Annotated in this window: 15 protein-coding genes; 7 read left to right on the top strand and 8 right to left on the bottom strand. The window is 47.7% G+C overall.

All coding sequences use genetic code 11. The annotated features are described in order from the left end of the window. Window positions 1-27: 27 nt before the first annotated feature. Window positions 28-1,077 (bottom strand): rhodanese-related sulfurtransferase, encoded by a 1,050-nt coding sequence (locus tag G7090_RS08595; RefSeq protein ID WP_166182126.1) that lies wholly within the window; start codon window positions 1,075-1,077, stop codon window positions 28-30. Between the two features lie 221 nt (window positions 1,078-1,298). Here G7090_RS08595 and G7090_RS08590 point away from each other — a divergent pair, with 221 nt between their 5' ends. After that, window positions 1,299-2,225: a Kdo(2)-lipid IV(A) acyltransferase gene (locus G7090_RS08590; protein WP_166182125.1), complete on the top strand. Its 927-nt coding sequence runs from the start codon at window positions 1,299-1,301 to the stop codon at window positions 2,223-2,225. Between the two features lie 149 nt (window positions 2,226-2,374). Next, window positions 2,375-3,613: a multidrug efflux MFS transporter MdtG gene (gene mdtG, locus G7090_RS08585; RefSeq protein WP_166182124.1), complete on the top strand. Its 1,239-nt coding sequence runs from the start codon at window positions 2,375-2,377 to the stop codon at window positions 3,611-3,613. 223 nt (window positions 3,614-3,836) lie between these two features. Here the strand turns inward: mdtG and G7090_RS08580 are convergent, their stop codons facing one another. Further along, window positions 3,837-4,094 carry a hypothetical protein gene (locus G7090_RS08580; RefSeq protein ID WP_166182123.1) on the bottom strand — a complete coding sequence of 86 codons (258 nt, stop codon included), beginning with the start codon at window positions 4,092-4,094 and terminating at the stop codon, window positions 3,837-3,839. After that, a complete protein-coding gene (locus G7090_RS08575) occupies window positions 4,091-4,537 on the bottom strand; it encodes a hypothetical protein (RefSeq protein ID WP_166182122.1) in 447 nt (148 codons plus the stop codon). Before G7090_RS08575 ends, G7090_RS08580 begins: the two co-directional genes overlap by 4 nt. 55 nt (window positions 4,538-4,592) lie before the next feature. On the opposite strand from G7090_RS08575, the gene G7090_RS08570 reads away from it, so the two are divergent. From G7090_RS08570 to G7090_RS08550, 5 genes are all read left to right on the top strand, one after another. Further along, the gene (locus G7090_RS08570) at window positions 4,593-5,054 is read left to right on the top strand and encodes a glycoside hydrolase family protein (RefSeq protein WP_166182121.1); all 462 of its coding nucleotides are present in this window, start codon (window positions 4,593-4,595) and stop codon (window positions 5,052-5,054) included. 146 nt (window positions 5,055-5,200) lie between these two features. Then, window positions 5,201-6,658, top strand: coding sequence for a gamma-mobile-trio recombinase GmtY (gene gmtY / locus G7090_RS08565; protein WP_014833215.1), 1,458 nt, complete (start codon window positions 5,201-5,203; stop codon window positions 6,656-6,658). Then, window positions 6,658-9,297 carry an integrase family protein gene (locus tag G7090_RS08560; RefSeq protein ID WP_032622071.1) on the top strand — a complete coding sequence of 880 codons (2,640 nt, stop codon included), beginning with the start codon at window positions 6,658-6,660 and terminating at the stop codon, window positions 9,295-9,297. The genes gmtY and G7090_RS08560 overlap by 1 nt, the downstream gene beginning before the upstream one ends. Continuing rightward, on the top strand, window positions 9,297-9,974 hold the full coding sequence (gene gmtX / locus G7090_RS08555; RefSeq protein ID WP_014833216.1) for a gamma-mobile-trio protein GmtX: 678 nt from the start codon (window positions 9,297-9,299) through the stop codon (window positions 9,972-9,974). The genes G7090_RS08560 and gmtX overlap by 1 nt, the downstream gene beginning before the upstream one ends. Window positions 9,975-10,117: 143 nt before the next feature. Continuing rightward, window positions 10,118-11,286, top strand: a protein-coding gene (locus tag G7090_RS08550) for an IS3-like element ISEc52 family transposase (protein ID WP_108454466.1) whose coding sequence is annotated in 2 segments (ribosomal slippage) — window positions 10,118-10,367 and window positions 10,367-11,286 — 1,170 coding nt in all. Because the reading frame shifts where the segments join, the coding sequence is not laid out codon by codon here. Here the strand turns inward: G7090_RS08550 and G7090_RS08545 are convergent. The 5 genes from G7090_RS08545 to G7090_RS08525 form a co-directional block, all read right to left on the bottom strand. Next, window positions 11,261-11,557, bottom strand: a complete 297-nt coding sequence (locus G7090_RS08545) for a helix-turn-helix domain-containing protein (protein WP_166182120.1) — start codon at window positions 11,555-11,557, stop codon at window positions 11,261-11,263. The two genes, G7090_RS08550 and G7090_RS08545, sit on opposite strands and share 26 nt — an antisense overlap. A 733-nt stretch (window positions 11,558-12,290) precedes the next feature. After that, a complete protein-coding gene (locus tag G7090_RS08540) occupies window positions 12,291-12,632 on the bottom strand; it encodes a DUF6527 family protein (protein ID WP_032622073.1) in 342 nt (113 codons plus the stop codon). After that, a complete protein-coding gene (locus tag G7090_RS08535; protein ID WP_032622075.1) occupies window positions 12,632-14,002 on the bottom strand; it encodes a ThiF family adenylyltransferase in 1,371 nt (456 codons plus the stop codon). The genes G7090_RS08540 and G7090_RS08535 overlap by 1 nt, the downstream gene beginning before the upstream one ends. Further along, on the bottom strand, window positions 13,999-15,087 hold the full coding sequence (locus G7090_RS08530) for a multiubiquitin domain-containing protein (RefSeq protein ID WP_032622076.1): 1,089 nt from the start codon (window positions 15,085-15,087) through the stop codon (window positions 13,999-14,001). Before G7090_RS08530 ends, G7090_RS08535 begins: the two co-directional genes overlap by 4 nt. Before the next feature lie 131 nt (window positions 15,088-15,218). Further along, window positions 15,219-15,767 carry a winged helix-turn-helix transcriptional regulator gene (locus G7090_RS08525; RefSeq protein WP_001567865.1) on the bottom strand — a complete coding sequence of 183 codons (549 nt, stop codon included), beginning with the start codon at window positions 15,765-15,767 and terminating at the stop codon, window positions 15,219-15,221.

Below are 15,767 nucleotides of genomic sequence, written 5' to 3'. Positions count from 1 at the left end.
ATCATGCGACCGGGCAAGGTTTCAGGGTCATTCCGGATCGGGAATACCCAGGCGGGTGTTCAGACGTCCACGCGATTTATTGAAGATCTTATTGCCGTTCTCGCGACCCGCACGACGGCGGCGCTGCTCCTCTTCCGGCAACATACTCTCCTCGCTACACAGCTCGCTGCAGCAGCCGTTGAACTTTTCGGCGCAGGCCGGGCACTGAATAAACAGCAGATGACAACCGTCGTTTTTACAGTTGGTATGGGTGTCGCAGGCGGTGCCGCACTGATGGCAATGCGCGATCACATCGTCAGAGATACGCTCCCCCATCCGCTCGTCAAAGACAAAGTTCTTGCCGATAAAGCGCACCGGCAGGCCCTGTTCGCGCGCGCGACGGGCATACTCAATGATCCCACCCTCGATATGCCAGACCTTGTTGAAGCCCTGGTGCTTCATGTACGCGCTGGCTTTTTCACAGCGGATGCCCCCGGTGCAGTACATGACAATTTTCTTGTCCTTATGCTCCTGCATCATCTCAACCGCTTTTGGCAGCTGCTCACGGAAGGTGTCCGCCGGGATTTCAAGCGCGTTTTCGAAATGGCCCACTTCATATTCGTAGTGGTTACGCATATCGATAAACACGGCGTCGGGATCGTCGAGCATGGCGTTAACATCGGCCGCTTTCAGGTATTCGCCCACGTCGCTGGCGTTAAAGGTCGGATCGTCGATGCCGTCGGCCACGATACGTTCGCGCACTTTCAGGCGCAGCACCCAGAATGATTTGCCGTCATCGTCGAGGGCAACGTTCAGACGCAGGCCGTCCAGCGCCGGATCAAAGGCGTAGAGGAATTCACGCAGGGCGTCGACATTGCTTTCCGGCACACTGATCTGGGCGTTGATGCCCTCGTGCGCCAGATAGATACGGCCAAAGACGTTCAGGGCGTTTAAGGCTTTATACAGCGCGTCGCGCGTCGCCTTTGGGTTAACAATGGTGAAGTACTTATAGAACGAGATCGTCGTGCGCGGCTCGGTTTCAGCCAACATGCGCGCTTTTAGCTCTTCGTTCGAAATGAGGTTGTGTAACACTGGCATGGTGTACGGTTCCTGCAATCGTAGTGAGAATGAAAATCGGGCGGCATCATATAGCAAACAATGAGAATTTACATCCCTTCATTTTGCGCTACATTTCTCACCCTGAAATGCCGGGGCTATAACATTTGCTGTTTTCATGAACATTTCGACGCCGTGCGTTTTGGATATGAAACGAATAATGCGACAATCTGCCAACAGGACGTATCATAAACAGGAATGACATGACTCAATTACCTAAATTTTCCACTGCGCTATTACATCCTCGTTACTGGCTGACCTGGGCTGGCATCGGTTTATTGTGGTTACTGGTGCATCTTCCCTACCCGCTGATCTACCGCCTTGGCTGCGGCATGGGTCGACTGGCGATGCGCTTTATGTCTCGCCGCGCATACATTGCCCGCCGCAATCTGGAACTTTGTTTTCCAGAAATGAGCCAGCAAGAGCGTCACGAGATGGTGGTCAAAAATTTTGAATCCGTCGGTATGGGGCTGATGGAGACCGGGATGGCCTGGTTCTGGTCCGACAAACGCATGGCGCGCTGGACCGAAGTGACCGGCACCGGCATGGCACCCGTGCATCAGCTCCAGGCGCAGAAAACCGGCGTACTGCTGATTGGCGTCCATTTTCTGACGCTGGAGATCGGCGCGCGGATGTTCGGCATGCAGGCGCCCGGCATTGGTGTCTATCGCCCGAACGACAATCCGGTGATCGACTGGCTGCAGACCTGGGGCCGGATGCGCTCCAACAAAAGCATGATCGACCGTAAAGACCTCAAAGGGATGATCCGGGCCCTGAAATCCGGCGAAGTGATCTGGTATGCACCGGACCATGACTATGGCCCTGGCGCCAGCGTCTTTGTACCCTTCTTTGCCGTCGATGAAGCGGCCACCACTACCGGCACCTGGACGCTGGCCCGTCTGTCACAGGCGGCGATTGTGCCCTTCGTACCGCGCCGCAAAGCCAATGGCAAAGGCTATGAACTGATGATGCTGGAACCTGAGTGTTCCCCCCCGCTGGACGATGCGAAAACCACCGCCGCGTGGATGAATGAGGTGGTTGAGAAGTGCATCCTGCTGGCGCCGGATCAGTATATGTGGCTGCATCGCCGCTTTAAAACCCGCCCTGAAGGCGTGCCTTCCCGCTATTAATCTCCTGTACTGCGGCCTCTCCGGCCGCACCGCCCTTTTGACTTATCATGCCCTCCGCCATTGCAGCAATCATCACCCAGGCGCATAATTAGCAGGCTTATTACCTTCTTAAAATGATGATGCCGCCGCGCATCATAACGCGGATAGCTATGTCTCCCTCAGAAACGCCAATTAACTGGAAGCGGAACCTCACGGTGGCCTGGCTGGGCTGCTTTCTTACGGGTGCCGCCTTTAGCCTGGTGATGCCTTTCCTGCCGCTGTATGTCGAGCAGTTGGGCGTCAGCGGCCACAGCGCCCTGAACATGTGGTCGGGGCTGGTGTTCAGCATCACCTTCCTCTTCTATGCCATTGCATCTCCATTCTGGGGCGGGCTGGCCGATCGTAAGGGGCGTAAAATTATGCTCCTGCGTTCGGCGCTGGGCATGTCGGTAATTATGGTGCTGATGGGGATGGCGCAAAACATCTGGCAGTTTCTGATCTTACGCGCCGTGCTGGGGCTGCTGGGTGGGTTTGTGCCCAATGCCAACGCGCTGATCGCCACGCAGATTCCCCGTCATAAAAGCGGTTGGGCGTTGGGCACGCTCTCTACCGGTGCGGTGAGCGGCGCCCTGCTTGGCCCGCTGGCCGGCGGATTGCTGGCGGACAGCTACGGCCTGCGTCCGGTATTTTTCATCACCGCGGGCGTCCTGTTTGCCTGCTTCCTGCTGACCTTTTTCTGCATTCGGGAAAACTTCACTCCGGTGCCCAAAAAAGAGATGCTCCATGCCCGTCAGGTGTTCGCCTCGCTGAAAAACCCTAAACTGGTACTCAGCCTGTTTATCACCACGATGATCATACAGGTGGCGACCGGCTCCATCGCGCCGATCCTGACCCTGTACGTGCGCGACCTCGCGGGCCACGTGAGCAACATCGCCTTTATCAGCGGCTTAATCGCTTCGGTCCCCGGCGTGGCCGCGCTGATCAGCGCCCCACGGCTGGGAAAACTGGGGGATCGCATCGGCCCGGAAAGGATCCTGATTGTCGCTCTGGTGATCTCCGTCCTGCTGCTTATCCCGATGTCCTTCGTGCAATCGCCGTGGCAGCTGGGCGTGCTGCGCTTTTTACTCGGGGCCGCCGATGGCGCCCTGCTGCCAGCGGTTCAGACCCTGCTGGTCTATAACTCCACCAACCAGATCGCCGGGCGTATCTTCAGCTACAACCAGTCGTTTCGTGATATCGGCAACGTCACCGGCCCACTTCTTGGGGCCGGGATAGCCGCCAGCTACGGTTTTCGCGCGGTGTTTATTGTGACCGCCTGCGTGGTGATGTTTAACGCCTTTTACTCCTGGATCAGCCTGTCGCGCGCCGTTCGTCGACCGCAGCCAGATAAGACCCCTGCGCCTGATTAAGACAACTCCGTGAAGGCTTTTGCCGCTTTCATACTTGCAATTATGGAGAATCAGCTATTCTTTCCCTGAACACCATGTCAAAACACAGGGAGACGCCGATGACTATGTTTGCCACTCTAGAGGCAGAGTAAAACAAAATACATATTGTTTTATTGGCGTTTTTTCTTGAGCTGATTGCTAGTACTTCAACCGTCTACCAACATATGTCATCACTAACGCCCCGTCATGTACCACTCAGAATCAGTACTAGCATCTTGATCACATCGTCCAGTACTACAGGTGGCAACCATACGCCGAACACTGCCAGTACTACAGGTGCAATAACGTAGTTGTACACAATCAGAAAAACGAACACATACGCAATGTAATGCTTCCATGAGCTATCACCCTTAACACTACGGTTAGTCTTTGCCTTGACAGTCTTGTTAGTCTTGCCCTGCCCCAGTAGCTTTAGTAGCCATCCCTTCACTAACTCAATCATGTTAAGTCCTCCAATAGTTCACGAATTTTTTGCATATGCTCCTTATCCATTCCTGCTTTGAATTTGAATTTCGCCATCAGTGCTTTATTCAAACTACCCCACTGAGAACACAACATACAAATAAGTGCCGATTCAGCATGTAAGGCTTCGGCATATGTTGGATAACACGCCAGAATACTTTTTTTATACGGTTCTCCCGCTTCGATCATCTCATTCACTGATTTACTGGAACTGGTGTAATCGTTCCAGTTTGACTGTTTAGAAGTACTCTTAATCTCTGAGACATTTTTAACCGACTTCCATACTCGTTTCTGACCAATATAGAATTCACCGCTGTTCGGGAACTGAATTATATATACAAAACACGCCGTTTCTTCTGGGATGAAATCTTCATCCTGATACCACATTGCCCACTTCAATTCTTGTTCGTCATTTGACGCCATTTTTATCACTCCTTGATAAATACATTCATACACATATTTATGAGGAAACATCAAAATGAGCATCGAAACAGACGTAATCGAGTTACTGAAAAAACTTGAAGGCACTAAACAATACCAGACCAAAATGAAGTATTTCAGAAATGGAATGTTCCATATCTATAAAGACTCAGAAGGTTTTGAAACCATCGGGTACGGCCATCTGGTTAAATCAAATGAACGTAGTAAATTCGTGAACGGAATTACAGAACAGCAAGCCGATCAATTACTCCTGGTCGATTACCAGAAAGCAAAACGTGATGCTGATTCATTCAATCTGGATGTACCAGAACGTTGGAATGCATTAGTTTCTATTCTCGTATTCCAGTTGGGTAAAACTGGTTACTCTAAGTTCGTGAAACATCTTGCAGCATTGAAGAACCACAATTACGCTACTGCAATTGCAGAACTGAAAAACAGCAAATTGTACCAACAGACCCCGAACCGTATCGATCAATTACTGTACTGGGTAACAAACTAAAACAAAAAGGCCAGCTATTATTTATATACAGTTAACTTAAACGTGTATAAAGTGTACTAAAGCAGATGGATCTGCTTTTTTTTCACCCCAAAACTAAGCAAAGTATACAGTGTGTATTGTGTATTCTACTTAAAGGAAAACATGATTTGTCATCAGTTAAAGTCAGGGCAACGATTGTAGAAGATAACACTGGTATCAAAAGCCAAATCCCTATCCTTCTGACAGAGCAGGGAGAGTTGAGTGTGGTAACAGATTACCTGCTTAAGTTAGAAGCCGACGATGTAAGCCACTCGGTAATGAATGGGGTCCTCCAGGCTGTGTCCTTATTGCTGGATTACATGGAGGCAAATAGAGGCGACTTTGACGACCCAATGCTGCTCTTCCAGACTTTTTCTAAGCGTTTATATACTGGAACGATTGGCGAGAATGGGATTGACCCTTCAGGTTTGTATTGGGTGCCGGCCTCAACCAGTAACGTGAATAAACATATTCAACGACTGACTGCCTTCACCGACTGGCTGGCACACAAACAAGGTGTAGAGTCTGTGAATCCGTTGTGTGAAGCGACCCGGCATGAACAGAGGTTAAATTACGCCGCATGGTATCGCAAAAATCAGAACGATTTTTTAGGTCATATTGAAGATAAAACTGTTAACAAAACCATCCGTAAGGCTAGAACGATCAAAGGCCGTACTCCTCTCACAATAGCTGAACATGATGCTATCGCATTTCCCGAAATGCACTGGGAAAAATTCTATATGTGTGGTGTTGGTGGCTCTGGCGATCCACGAGTGGCACTAAGAGATAAATTAATTCTTCTGCTTATGCACGGTGGTGGGGTGCGCGAAAGTGAGGCGTTAACACTTTGGGTGACGGATGTATTTGAAGACCCGTATAACCCAGACAGTGCTGTGGTCAGGATCTATAACGAGACTGATGGTAAGGCCCCTGAAGGTTGGCGTAATCGCTCTGGTGCATCAACCAGAGCGGCATATTTAAAAGAACAATATGCCCGGATACCACGACAGCGAATGAAAGGAACTGCCCGACTTGGCTGGAAGAACCGCGTGGTTGATCATAAAGATAATTACCTACAGGTTCAGTGGTTTCCTGCCGACTATGGAAAAGTGTTTATGTCACTCTGGAAAAACTATCAAAAGTATCGCGCCAGTATCGACTGTCACCACCCTTATGCATTCATTTCTTTTCATCACAGCGCCCTCGGTAACCCTTACACAATTTCCGCTTTTCATGACAACTACATCAATGGATTAAAACGAATTGGTTTAGAACCAAACAAGGCAGAAGGTTTAGGCCCTCACGGACATCGACATAACTACGGAAGACGATTAGAGCGTTCAGGGCTGAGCCCGCTTGTGATCCGCCGTTGCATGCATCACAAGTCTCTGGATTCACAAATCCCATATACAGGCAAAGGTCAGAAAGAAATTTCGGACGAACTCACTAAAGCTACACTGCTGCTGGCAAACCCTGATTCGAAAGTCAAAATTCTTGACTGGAAAGCTCTAACTGAACATGGCTTTAATGACATTGACCCGCAGGGTTATTTCACAGGCCGGAATCCAAAGCTGAGAGGTAAATAATGTTGCCACCAAAAAGCAAAAAAAATGATGGGCGTACATCCGACTTAGCTTTCTTATGGATGCTGACTACGCTTGGCGCAGAATGGCGGCAATGGCAGGAGCTGGCAGCAAAGTGGATGGCAACACAAACCCTCGGTATAAGTGATAAACGCGAGGCCCTGGGACGCTTCTTTGAGTCCTATATTGCTGAGTACGCCCCGTATGCAATAAGTGATTTGTCATTATTTTTTAAAGGCTACCAGGGACATAAGTGCTCCAGTGAAGAGTTTGAGCAAATTATAAGGAGCACTGTTGCCGCATCCGCGAACATTCAAAAAGGCATGAACTATGCTTATGAATTCATTGATTTTGTTGTCAAAGACGTTTTTTCGGAAAAAGATAACTATGGCAATTTAGTTCCATTGGTTTTAAATCCACTCCGAAAAATTAAAAAAGGATATGTTGCTACAGAAACAGTGCGCAACCCCTTACCATATCGCTATATTCAGAACCTGCGCCAGATCCTTTGTCCATTACCGGATAAAACTGAACTCACCATTATCGGTCAGAATCTTAAACAGGAAGAAAAATTACTTCCTGCCTGGCATTACCGTCACTTTAAATACTGGGTTTGGGCGCAGCATGCTGGGAGCGACTGGTTTGAAGTCGGGCCAGAACTGATTGATAAAAATGACCCCGACTGCGTATGGCGTACCAGAGAAGTGACCCGTAAAGGTAAAAAAATCACCCTTTATCAAATCTGGTCGCCTGTAAAAGCAATGATGATTTTCATTAAGCTCCACCTGCCACTTCGTTCCTCGCAGGTTCGTATGCTGGACAGCGGAGAAGCCGATACGTGGCGCTATGAAAATGGTCGATGGATTCTTAACACTCGACATGATTTCGCCCTTGGCAGTGCAAAGCGCCCATTTGGAAAAGGCATATTCCGTCGGATTTACGATACCATGACTGGACTATACTCGACGGGGTTGTACATCAATACCAACAAGACTGCTGACCAGAATAAAAATGAACTGGAACGTGGTTACATCATACCGTGGCAAAACGAAGAAGTGCTGTACTGGCTGGAGAAATTGAGGAACTGGCAAGAAAAATACAATCCGATTGCGAAGCCTACCGAATGTACTTTGCTGCTGAGAAAGCATATACACCACCAGGGATCAGACAGACAACTGAAAAGTATGGGAGAAATCGCTTTTCTGTTCCGTGACGCATCTGCCAGAGGCGAGGATAAACAAAAACCTATTCCTTATAACGCGTCAGATTCATTCTGGTATCAATTGCTGCTTGAATTAGAAAATCAACTCGCAGCCCGCGGGGATACCCTGGATAACGACGAGCGTTTGAAGCTGGTTGTGGATTATCCCGAGGGAAGAATGAAAGGTACAGCCACGCTGTTTCCTCTTCACAGCCTGCGTGTCTCTCTCATCACTGCGTACACAATGGACACACAACTGCCATTACCTGTAATTTCAAAACTCCTAGCAGGCCATACTCGCCTGTTGATGACCATCTATTACAACAAAATCACACCTTCTGTCATGGCAGATAAAATGAGCGAGGCACATGACACTCTGGATGTTAAATCCAGGCTGTCGGTTCGCAACTTTCTCAAAGATGCTTCAATGGAGCAGATTCAGTGCAGGATGGCATATCACAGCGAGGGGAGTATCCAGACAGCTCTGGTTAATCGTAACCCGATTGGCTGGGAAGAGCGTTCGTGTGGGCTGTGCCTGATGGGAGGTAACACCGTGAAGCCTGATGAAATTAATACCCTAGGAGGATGCTGGAATGGTGGGGTATTGATAAAAGACTCAGGCTCCGCTGCCAGCCGTATTTATGAAAGTGTCCCCCATGGGCCTCAAAACTGTATTCGTTGTCGATGGTTTATCACCGAGGCCCGGTTCCTTCCTGCGCTCAATGCCCAATTTAACCAGCTGAGTTACAGGGCACACCAGGCTTCTGCCTTATCTGTGGAAATTGAAGGTGAACTGGACATACTTAAAGATGAACAGTTTTTCTTTGAGGAACAAGGAAAACCCTTTATCAGACATGATGAGCTAAAGGCACTACAGCGCCGTTATGAAATACAGCAAGCAGAAGCAGATGAGTATACGAAAGACTGGATTGCGTGTTTTGAACTTATTAACAAAATCATTCGTGTCGAAGAACTCAGGAAGGACGGCGACCTCAAAGATAAATTGATTGCGGTTGGCTCAGAGCAGGACGTTTGTCATGCTCTGAAGTTTATCGAAACTGACTCGGAATTATTGCATCTGTCTTTATTGTGCGAGGATGCTGAGTTCTATCCAGATTTGCTGGATGAACTTCGCAAAACACCGGTCATTCAAAAGCGTTCTGTGCAGCTGAGTCGGGTATTAATGAAAAAAGGTTTTGAGCCTGTTTTCATGGAAATGGACGATAAACAGCAGCTTATTGCTGCCAACGCAATGCTGCGCCAGATGGCTAAAATAGCTGATCCTGACGATAAACTTGAAGGATACCGCAAGGTGGTCGGTTATATTGAGGCAGGTGAATACCTGACTAATAATAACCTTTTTTCTGAGGGGATTCAGTCCCTTACCAGCAAAGCCATTCACCTTAGTCACATTGCCCTGCCTGACTTACTGGAGAACTAATGGAATTAAATATTGATATCATTCTTGCTGATTTGAAAGAAGGCAAAGTAAAGCGGACTCAGCAGAACCTTGAAAAGCTTAATGACACCTTGAAGAAATATGCTGAATCAGGCCAGCGAGACTTCTCCATCACAAAGATTGGGTTGGTGTCCGCTGCCGATGGCGGTCTTGCTTATGAAGCCCTGCGGGCTACCCGTAACGAGCATTACCGCACACTGATAAAGGCCTGGGCAGCCACTTGTAATACCAGTATCCAAAAGCCATTATCCGGTACCTCCCGGTCTAAATCTGTTCCCGCAGACTATAAACTTTTAGAGCGCATCCCGGACCTGGCGGTACGCGCCTTGTTTGGCCAAATCATTGCCGAGCGTAACCGCTACCGCAATGAAGTAAATCTGCTCAAACAACATGCCAATATCATCATCGACAAACGCCCCGTGCGGCAGTTTCAAACGACACCAGAATCTACGGTGGAGGTATTACCGTCCCTGTCAGGAATTCTCACCCACTCAGAAAAGAAAGCCCTGGCGTATTCCATATCTGAGGAATGCATGGATAAGAACAACTGGCAGATTACCCAGGCCGGGCAAGTAAAAGACACGGACTACAACAGTGAAGTTTTTCCACGAGGTTTTGTCACAGGGCTTCGAAAGTTATTGGATGTGGCAGATGAATAACGGCAAATGGCTATGTAAGCATTCCACATAATTGTCACCATTTTTCCCGTCTGGCGGGAGAAAATTCATATTGAAGTGGTTTACTGAATTTGGCCACCTGAACAGAGGTGATATGCTCACCTCAGAACAACACAGGTGTCATAATGAAAAAAAGAAATTTCAGCGCAGAGTTTAAACGCGAATCCGCTCAACTGGTCGTTGACCAGAACTACACCGTGGCAGATGCAGCCAGCGCTATGGATGTCGGCCTTTCCACAATGACGCGATGGGTGAAACAATTACGTGATGAACGGCAGGGCAAAACACCAAAAGCCTCCCCCATTACCCCGGAACAAATTGAAATCCGTGAGCTCAGGAAAAAGCTACAACGTATTGAAATGGAAAATGAAATATTAAAAAAGGCTACCGCGCTCTTGATGTCAGACTCCCTGAACAGTTCTCGATAATCGGGAAACTCAGGGCGCGTTATCCTGTGGCCACTCTCTGCCATGTGTTCGGGGTTCATCGCAGCAGCTACAAATACTGGAAAAACCGTCCTGAAAAGCCAGACGGCAGACGGGCTGTATTACGCAGTCAGGTACTTGAACTGCATGGCATCAGCCACGGCTCTGCCGGAGCAAGAAGCATCGCCACAATGGCAACCCAGAGAGGTTACCAAATGGGGCGCTGGCTTGCTGGCAGACTCATGAAAGAGCTGGGGCTGGTCAGTTGCCAGCAGCCGACTCACCGGTATAAGCGTGGCGGTCATGAGCACGTTGCTATCCCGAATCATCTTGAGCGACAGTTCGCCGTAACGGAACCAAATCAGGTGTGGTGCGGTGATGTGACCTATATCTGGACGGGTAAGCGCTGGGCGTACCTCGCCGTTGTTCTCGACCTGTTCGCAAGAAAGCCAGTGGGCTGGGCCATGTCGTTCTCGCCGGACAGCAGGCTCACCATGAAAGCACTGGAAATGGCATGGGAAACCCGTGGTAAGCCCGTCGGGGTGATGTTCCACAGCGATCAAGGCAGCCATTATACGAGCAGGCAGTTCCGGCAGTTACTGTGGCGATACCGGATCAGGCAGAGTATGAGTCGGCGTGGAAACTGCTGGGATAACAGCCCAATGGAGCGCTTCTTCAGGAGTCTGAAGAACGAATGGGTGCCGGCGACGGGCTATGTAAGCTTCAGCGATGCAGCTCACGCAATAACGGACTATATCGTTGGATATTACAGCGCACTAAGACCGCACGAATATAATGGTGGGTTAACGCCAAACGAATCAGAAAACCGATACTGGAAAAACTCTAACGCGGTGGCCAGTTTTTGTTGACCACTTCATATTTGTCTTTCTCTTCTGTTGAGGAAGCTGGAGTTGAAGGTTTGTTCGAAGATAAGGAAAGCTCAATCCCTAAAACAGTAAACACTCTGAATAGCCTTTCAAAACTGGCACTCGATGGATTGGATTCGAAACGTGCATAAGCTTGCTGTGACACTCCTAATCGCTCTGAAATAGCTTTCTGTGTGAGTCCATTAACTTTGCGAAAACCAATCAATATTGGACGTAAATGATCAAGATGCTTTATCGGATAGGCTTTATTCATTTTGAGATAACCACGCGTTGTTGCGTCTGAAACATGCTTCTGGAGTCTCATTTAACAACGTACAGGGTGTTAAAACAAGAATACAAACTATAGATTGTTAAACAAACATGTAGTAGCGCTTAAACCCTTATTGAAAGGGCTTTCTGCATGATGCTCGACTCAGAGAACATTATGAGTATGTTGCAGGATCTCTAAAGGTGAATCGTTCGTTTGCGAGAACTTAAGCTGTATGGAGGAAGAGGTCCTGAAAGAAGGCGTGGAGTGCGATCACTCGTGAAAATGGATAGCGCCTGCGTCCTTGTTGCCTAAGGATGGAGAATAGCGCAAGTCAGCCGCGCCTTGTGCGTATCGCGTGGGCAGTTCTCACTACCAGTTAAACTTTCTGCCGGTTAGCAGGGCAAGCGCTGTGACCGGCGTAACGACGAAGCACTTCCCCTATGGATAGACAGATAAGTTCTCTGATAGAAAGCAATTTATTATATTTAAAACACCATCCAATAATTTACAAAATAAACATTAAAAGACTCTCTAAATTAAATTCAGAGTCTCGTCATGAGATTTACAAATACATGATTGAAATGAATCGCTTTGAAACTGGCTGTTCAGACCTGATTAAACCTGCAAATTGTTTTTGCTCAGGGTGTCCCTAAGTGAAAAACTACTCACAAGTACATGAACAGGCTCTGTTTTTTATTATCTGGATAATTTGCCATTTCCTTTCAAAAGTTAGAAATCAAACCCAAATAACTCTTCCTTTTTTTATCCAGAAATGAGATTGACAACCATCTTTTAGCCATACAGAAGGATACAGGGAAGGTAAACTGTTATCGTCAAGAGCATAATCCCATCTGGGGTTGGCTTCTTCTATAACCAGTAACTCAATGGTTCGCTCACATCCACAGGGACACTTAAATCCAATACACCAATCCTCCGTGCCCTCTCTGGCGAGAATTATGGAACGAAGAGGCATCTTATCCGGTAATGAATCCTCATTAACGATGATCAGTTGCCTTGCCGGAAGTAAATATTCAAACTTGCGTAGAAAATAATAAAGAACCTTGTTGAAAAAAGACATTACATATCTCCCAGTTCAGGAATACCCAAAAGTGGTTCTTTCCTGCCAGCGGCTATACGGGGATTGGGAGCCCTGGCAATTGCATCTTCATCGATATAGTCCTCTTCAACGCCAGAAAGACTGAACAACGTTCGCGCATATCCCTTGTTAGGGTATTCACGAAAAGGGAAACATCTGGCGATATATTCCAGTACACATGCTGCCGCTGCCCTCATGTTCAGTGTTATTACAGCTGGAGCCTCTTCCTGTAGCCCTGTGATGTAACCTCTTTCGACTTGCTCGTCATACTCTTCTTCGCTCAGGTTTTCACGGTAGATAAGCTCCGGGGTGTATACATGCCGATCAGATAACGTAGAGCCACCGGGTTTTACATAGTCTATCCGTCCCGTGACATCCGTAATTTTTCTTCCATCCTCAGGATCAACATGCGTTGGTATTTTTACACCCACATCAAGCAGTGGGATTAAAAATGACGAAGCAATGCGATCTGCAATCATCCGAGCCTGGAAAGTATCAACACAGCAAAAAATCACATCTGCATTTGCCGCTGACAGAACGGCTTCTCGCGAGAAGATGGTGTCCTGAATGGGTTGGGCAATATCTTTTCCTCGTATATTGCGAATAGCTTGCGCAAACATATCAACCTTCGACCGGCCGCTCAGGGCATCATCAAGAGTCGAGTTCAGGATCCTGTTCAGATTTTTCTTTTCAATATGATCATGATCAATAAGAACTATTTCCCCAAATCCTAGCCGGGCAACCTGTTCGGCCACAATTGAACCTGTGCCAGATACACCAATGATAGCTGCGGTAAGTTTGTTAAAGGTGTCAGTCATACCCGATGTAAAAGCTATCGGTTGCTGGCTTAACTCATAAATACCATCCCACCAGTAGTGAATATCATCACCTGCGACAGTTACTAAATCCACATTCTCAGCGTATTTCCCCTTACGATAGAGCCGTGCACGCATGCTTCCTTCAGAGACCATAATTGCTGAACCATGAACAGTGTCAACGCCCTGATAAAGAGAAAGCATCGTCTGAGCATCACTTGCATCATCCGTATCCGAGAATTCAAGCAAACCGCCGGGATGTGAATGTACAAGAATAACTGTCATTAAAGTTTCTTCAGCGGCATCAATGGCTTTCTCCAGATAGCTACCAGGCCATGATATAAAGTCACTCGTCCTGGATACGCACTCTTCATATGGAACCGGAATTAGCTCCTTTGCCATGAGCTTCAGACGAACTCCTTCATAACGGTTACACACCAGGATTGCAGCCGCCTCTTTTCCGTCTCCTGGAAAAAGATGTTTCTTCAGAGAAGTATGGAGTTCCTGAGTTAAGATTAGACGACTTCCGTGGCTCATTGCTCCACCTCCTTTTGCAGACAACCATCAGCCATGGCCAGTTGAGAAATAACTGAATCGGTCTCAGGATCCCATGAGCGATGGCGAGACCATCGCTGATACGCAACACTATCAATAACCGCCGTAGCTTCCGTAGCCGGAATGTTGACGCCATTGACCCGAGCCAATGGTGGATAGACATAAAACATATCCAACATGTTTACGGGATAGCCAGATGTTATCGACAGTGCCAGATTTACCTGTTGATGATTATATCCTTCCGGCACCTCAAAACCGTGAATAATCAGCCATCGTGCATTGCCGTTCAGGCTGGTCTCCCAAAAATACCCCATTTCGTTAAGATAGCGCTCATCACTGGGCAGAAGACTGAACTCACGGCGCTTGGCAGGGGACTCTTCGCCATTGTTCACATCTTTCGGCGTAAGTCGCAGTTTCTCTATCCCGGGCGTGCGCAAATCGATGATATCATCAATATTCTTCTCAACTTTTGGCTGCCCTTCAACTTTGAGAAAGATATGCCATGCCTGATTGGGATTCAGCCCTGCCCGGATAACAGCATCCCGGATGACAACGGTCGGGGTATCAAAAGTAAATTCCTTACCCTGAACATTCAGCTTCCACGTTGCCTTTCTGCTGATGAAATGCTCAATCCCATCACCATCCAGATCGATAATCTGGTCATTTTGTATTTCAAGATCGGCTTCGTCTTCACGTTCAAGAAGAAGTTTTTTATTGTCGTCAATGTTTCCGAGCTTACGGACGTTATAACCAGTGATTAAGCGGCATGGCCACTCAAGACGTGCCCCGTCAATTGTAAAAAAATACGTGCGATCTGATTCAATAACGATGAAACGGCGAACATCAGAGCCAAGATGGACAACTTCATCAGGACGGATATCTTCCAGTGAACCATTCGGAAGAAACATCAGGACAACAGGCATTTGATCTGGTTTAAAACCTGATGCAGCAGAAATCTGTGAACCGTTTGGTGTACGGTCCTCAAGCGCGACCTGACGGAAAACGAGATGTTCATCTGCCACCTCAATGAAGTGGTCGTGGGGGTATTGGGAACGAATCTCTTGCATAAATATCTCCAGGAGTTCTTCAGCAGTAGCGCTTCAGAATCTCATTAAATAAAGCTGTTTAACCAGGTGTCAGAAAAAAACTGAACCACTGCGAAAACTATACATGCAGCAATCTGGTTAAATCAAGCTGTTTAAGCGGAAATATTTGGACCGGAGTATATAAACTCAATGCCTCCTGTTGGTGAGGACACTTCAGACCTCATGATAACCCCTTCACTGGAAAGTTTTTTAAGCCTTGTGCTCGCATTTTGAACTGATATGTTGAGAGACTTAGCGACATTTGCCGTACTAACGCCATTACGTCCTAACACGACGTCAAGCAACGCCTTTGTCGAGCTTTTCGCTTCAGGGCCAATAACCCGCACTCCGCCAGCCAAAACCACTATCATAGACTGTTGCTTTGCAATGGCAGCATAGTCCCAGTTATCGATGAGATCTGTTGAGCTGACATCGGTGATAAAGAAATACTTTTCCCCACAAAGCTGCTTTGCAAGCGCAATGACACTTTCACGTGGAAAAGAGGAATCGGTAGCCACAATTCCTTCAAGAGAGATTTCAAAAGACTTGCAGCCAGGGTTTGAGTCAACGACATTTTGAAGTCGCTTAAACACTTCCCGCCCCAAAACATTTCCAAATGGATGGTTATTGTTTTCAGTGAGTTCCAGCAGTTTGACTTTCAT

This window comes from Leclercia sp. 29361 (assembly GCF_011290365.1).
Taxonomy (GTDB): domain Bacteria; phylum Pseudomonadota; class Gammaproteobacteria; order Enterobacterales; family Enterobacteriaceae; genus Enterobacter; species Enterobacter tamurae.
The sequence above is the reverse complement of the archived record's forward strand: the minus strand, read 5'-3'. Positions and strand labels throughout refer to the sequence as shown.

Coding starts and splice junctions, on each gene's coding strand:
- G7090_RS08595 (WP_166182126.1), bottom strand. CDS start 1,077: ATGCCAGTGTTACACAACCTCATTTCGAACGAAGAGCTAAAAGCGCGC.
- G7090_RS08590 (WP_166182125.1), top strand. CDS start 1,299: ATGACTCAATTACCTAAATTTTCCACTGCGCTATTACATCCTCGTTAC.
- mdtG (WP_166182124.1), top strand. CDS start 2,375: ATGTCTCCCTCAGAAACGCCAATTAACTGGAAGCGGAACCTCACGGTG.
- G7090_RS08580 (WP_166182123.1), bottom strand. CDS start 4,094: ATGATTGAGTTAGTGAAGGGATGGCTACTAAAGCTACTGGGGCAGGGC.
- G7090_RS08575 (WP_166182122.1), bottom strand. CDS start 4,537: ATGGCGTCAAATGACGAACAAGAATTGAAGTGGGCAATGTGGTATCAG.
- G7090_RS08570 (WP_166182121.1), top strand. CDS start 4,593: ATGAGCATCGAAACAGACGTAATCGAGTTACTGAAAAAACTTGAAGGC.
- G7090_RS08560 (WP_032622071.1), top strand. CDS start 6,658: ATGTTGCCACCAAAAAGCAAAAAAAATGATGGGCGTACATCCGACTTA.
- gmtX (WP_014833216.1), top strand. CDS start 9,297: ATGGAATTAAATATTGATATCATTCTTGCTGATTTGAAAGAAGGCAAA.
- G7090_RS08545 (WP_166182120.1), bottom strand. CDS start 11,557: ATGAATAAAGCCTATCCGATAAAGCATCTTGATCATTTACGTCCAATA.
- G7090_RS08540 (WP_032622073.1), bottom strand. CDS start 12,632: ATGTCTTTTTTCAACAAGGTTCTTTATTATTTTCTACGCAAGTTTGAA.
- G7090_RS08535 (WP_032622075.1), bottom strand. CDS start 14,002: ATGAGCCACGGAAGTCGTCTAATCTTAACTCAGGAACTCCATACTTCT.
- G7090_RS08530 (WP_032622076.1), bottom strand. CDS start 15,087: ATGCAAGAGATTCGTTCCCAATACCCCCACGACCACTTCATTGAGGTG.
- G7090_RS08525 (WP_001567865.1), bottom strand. CDS start 15,767: ATGAAAGTCAAACTGCTGGAACTCACTGAAAACAATAACCATCCATTT.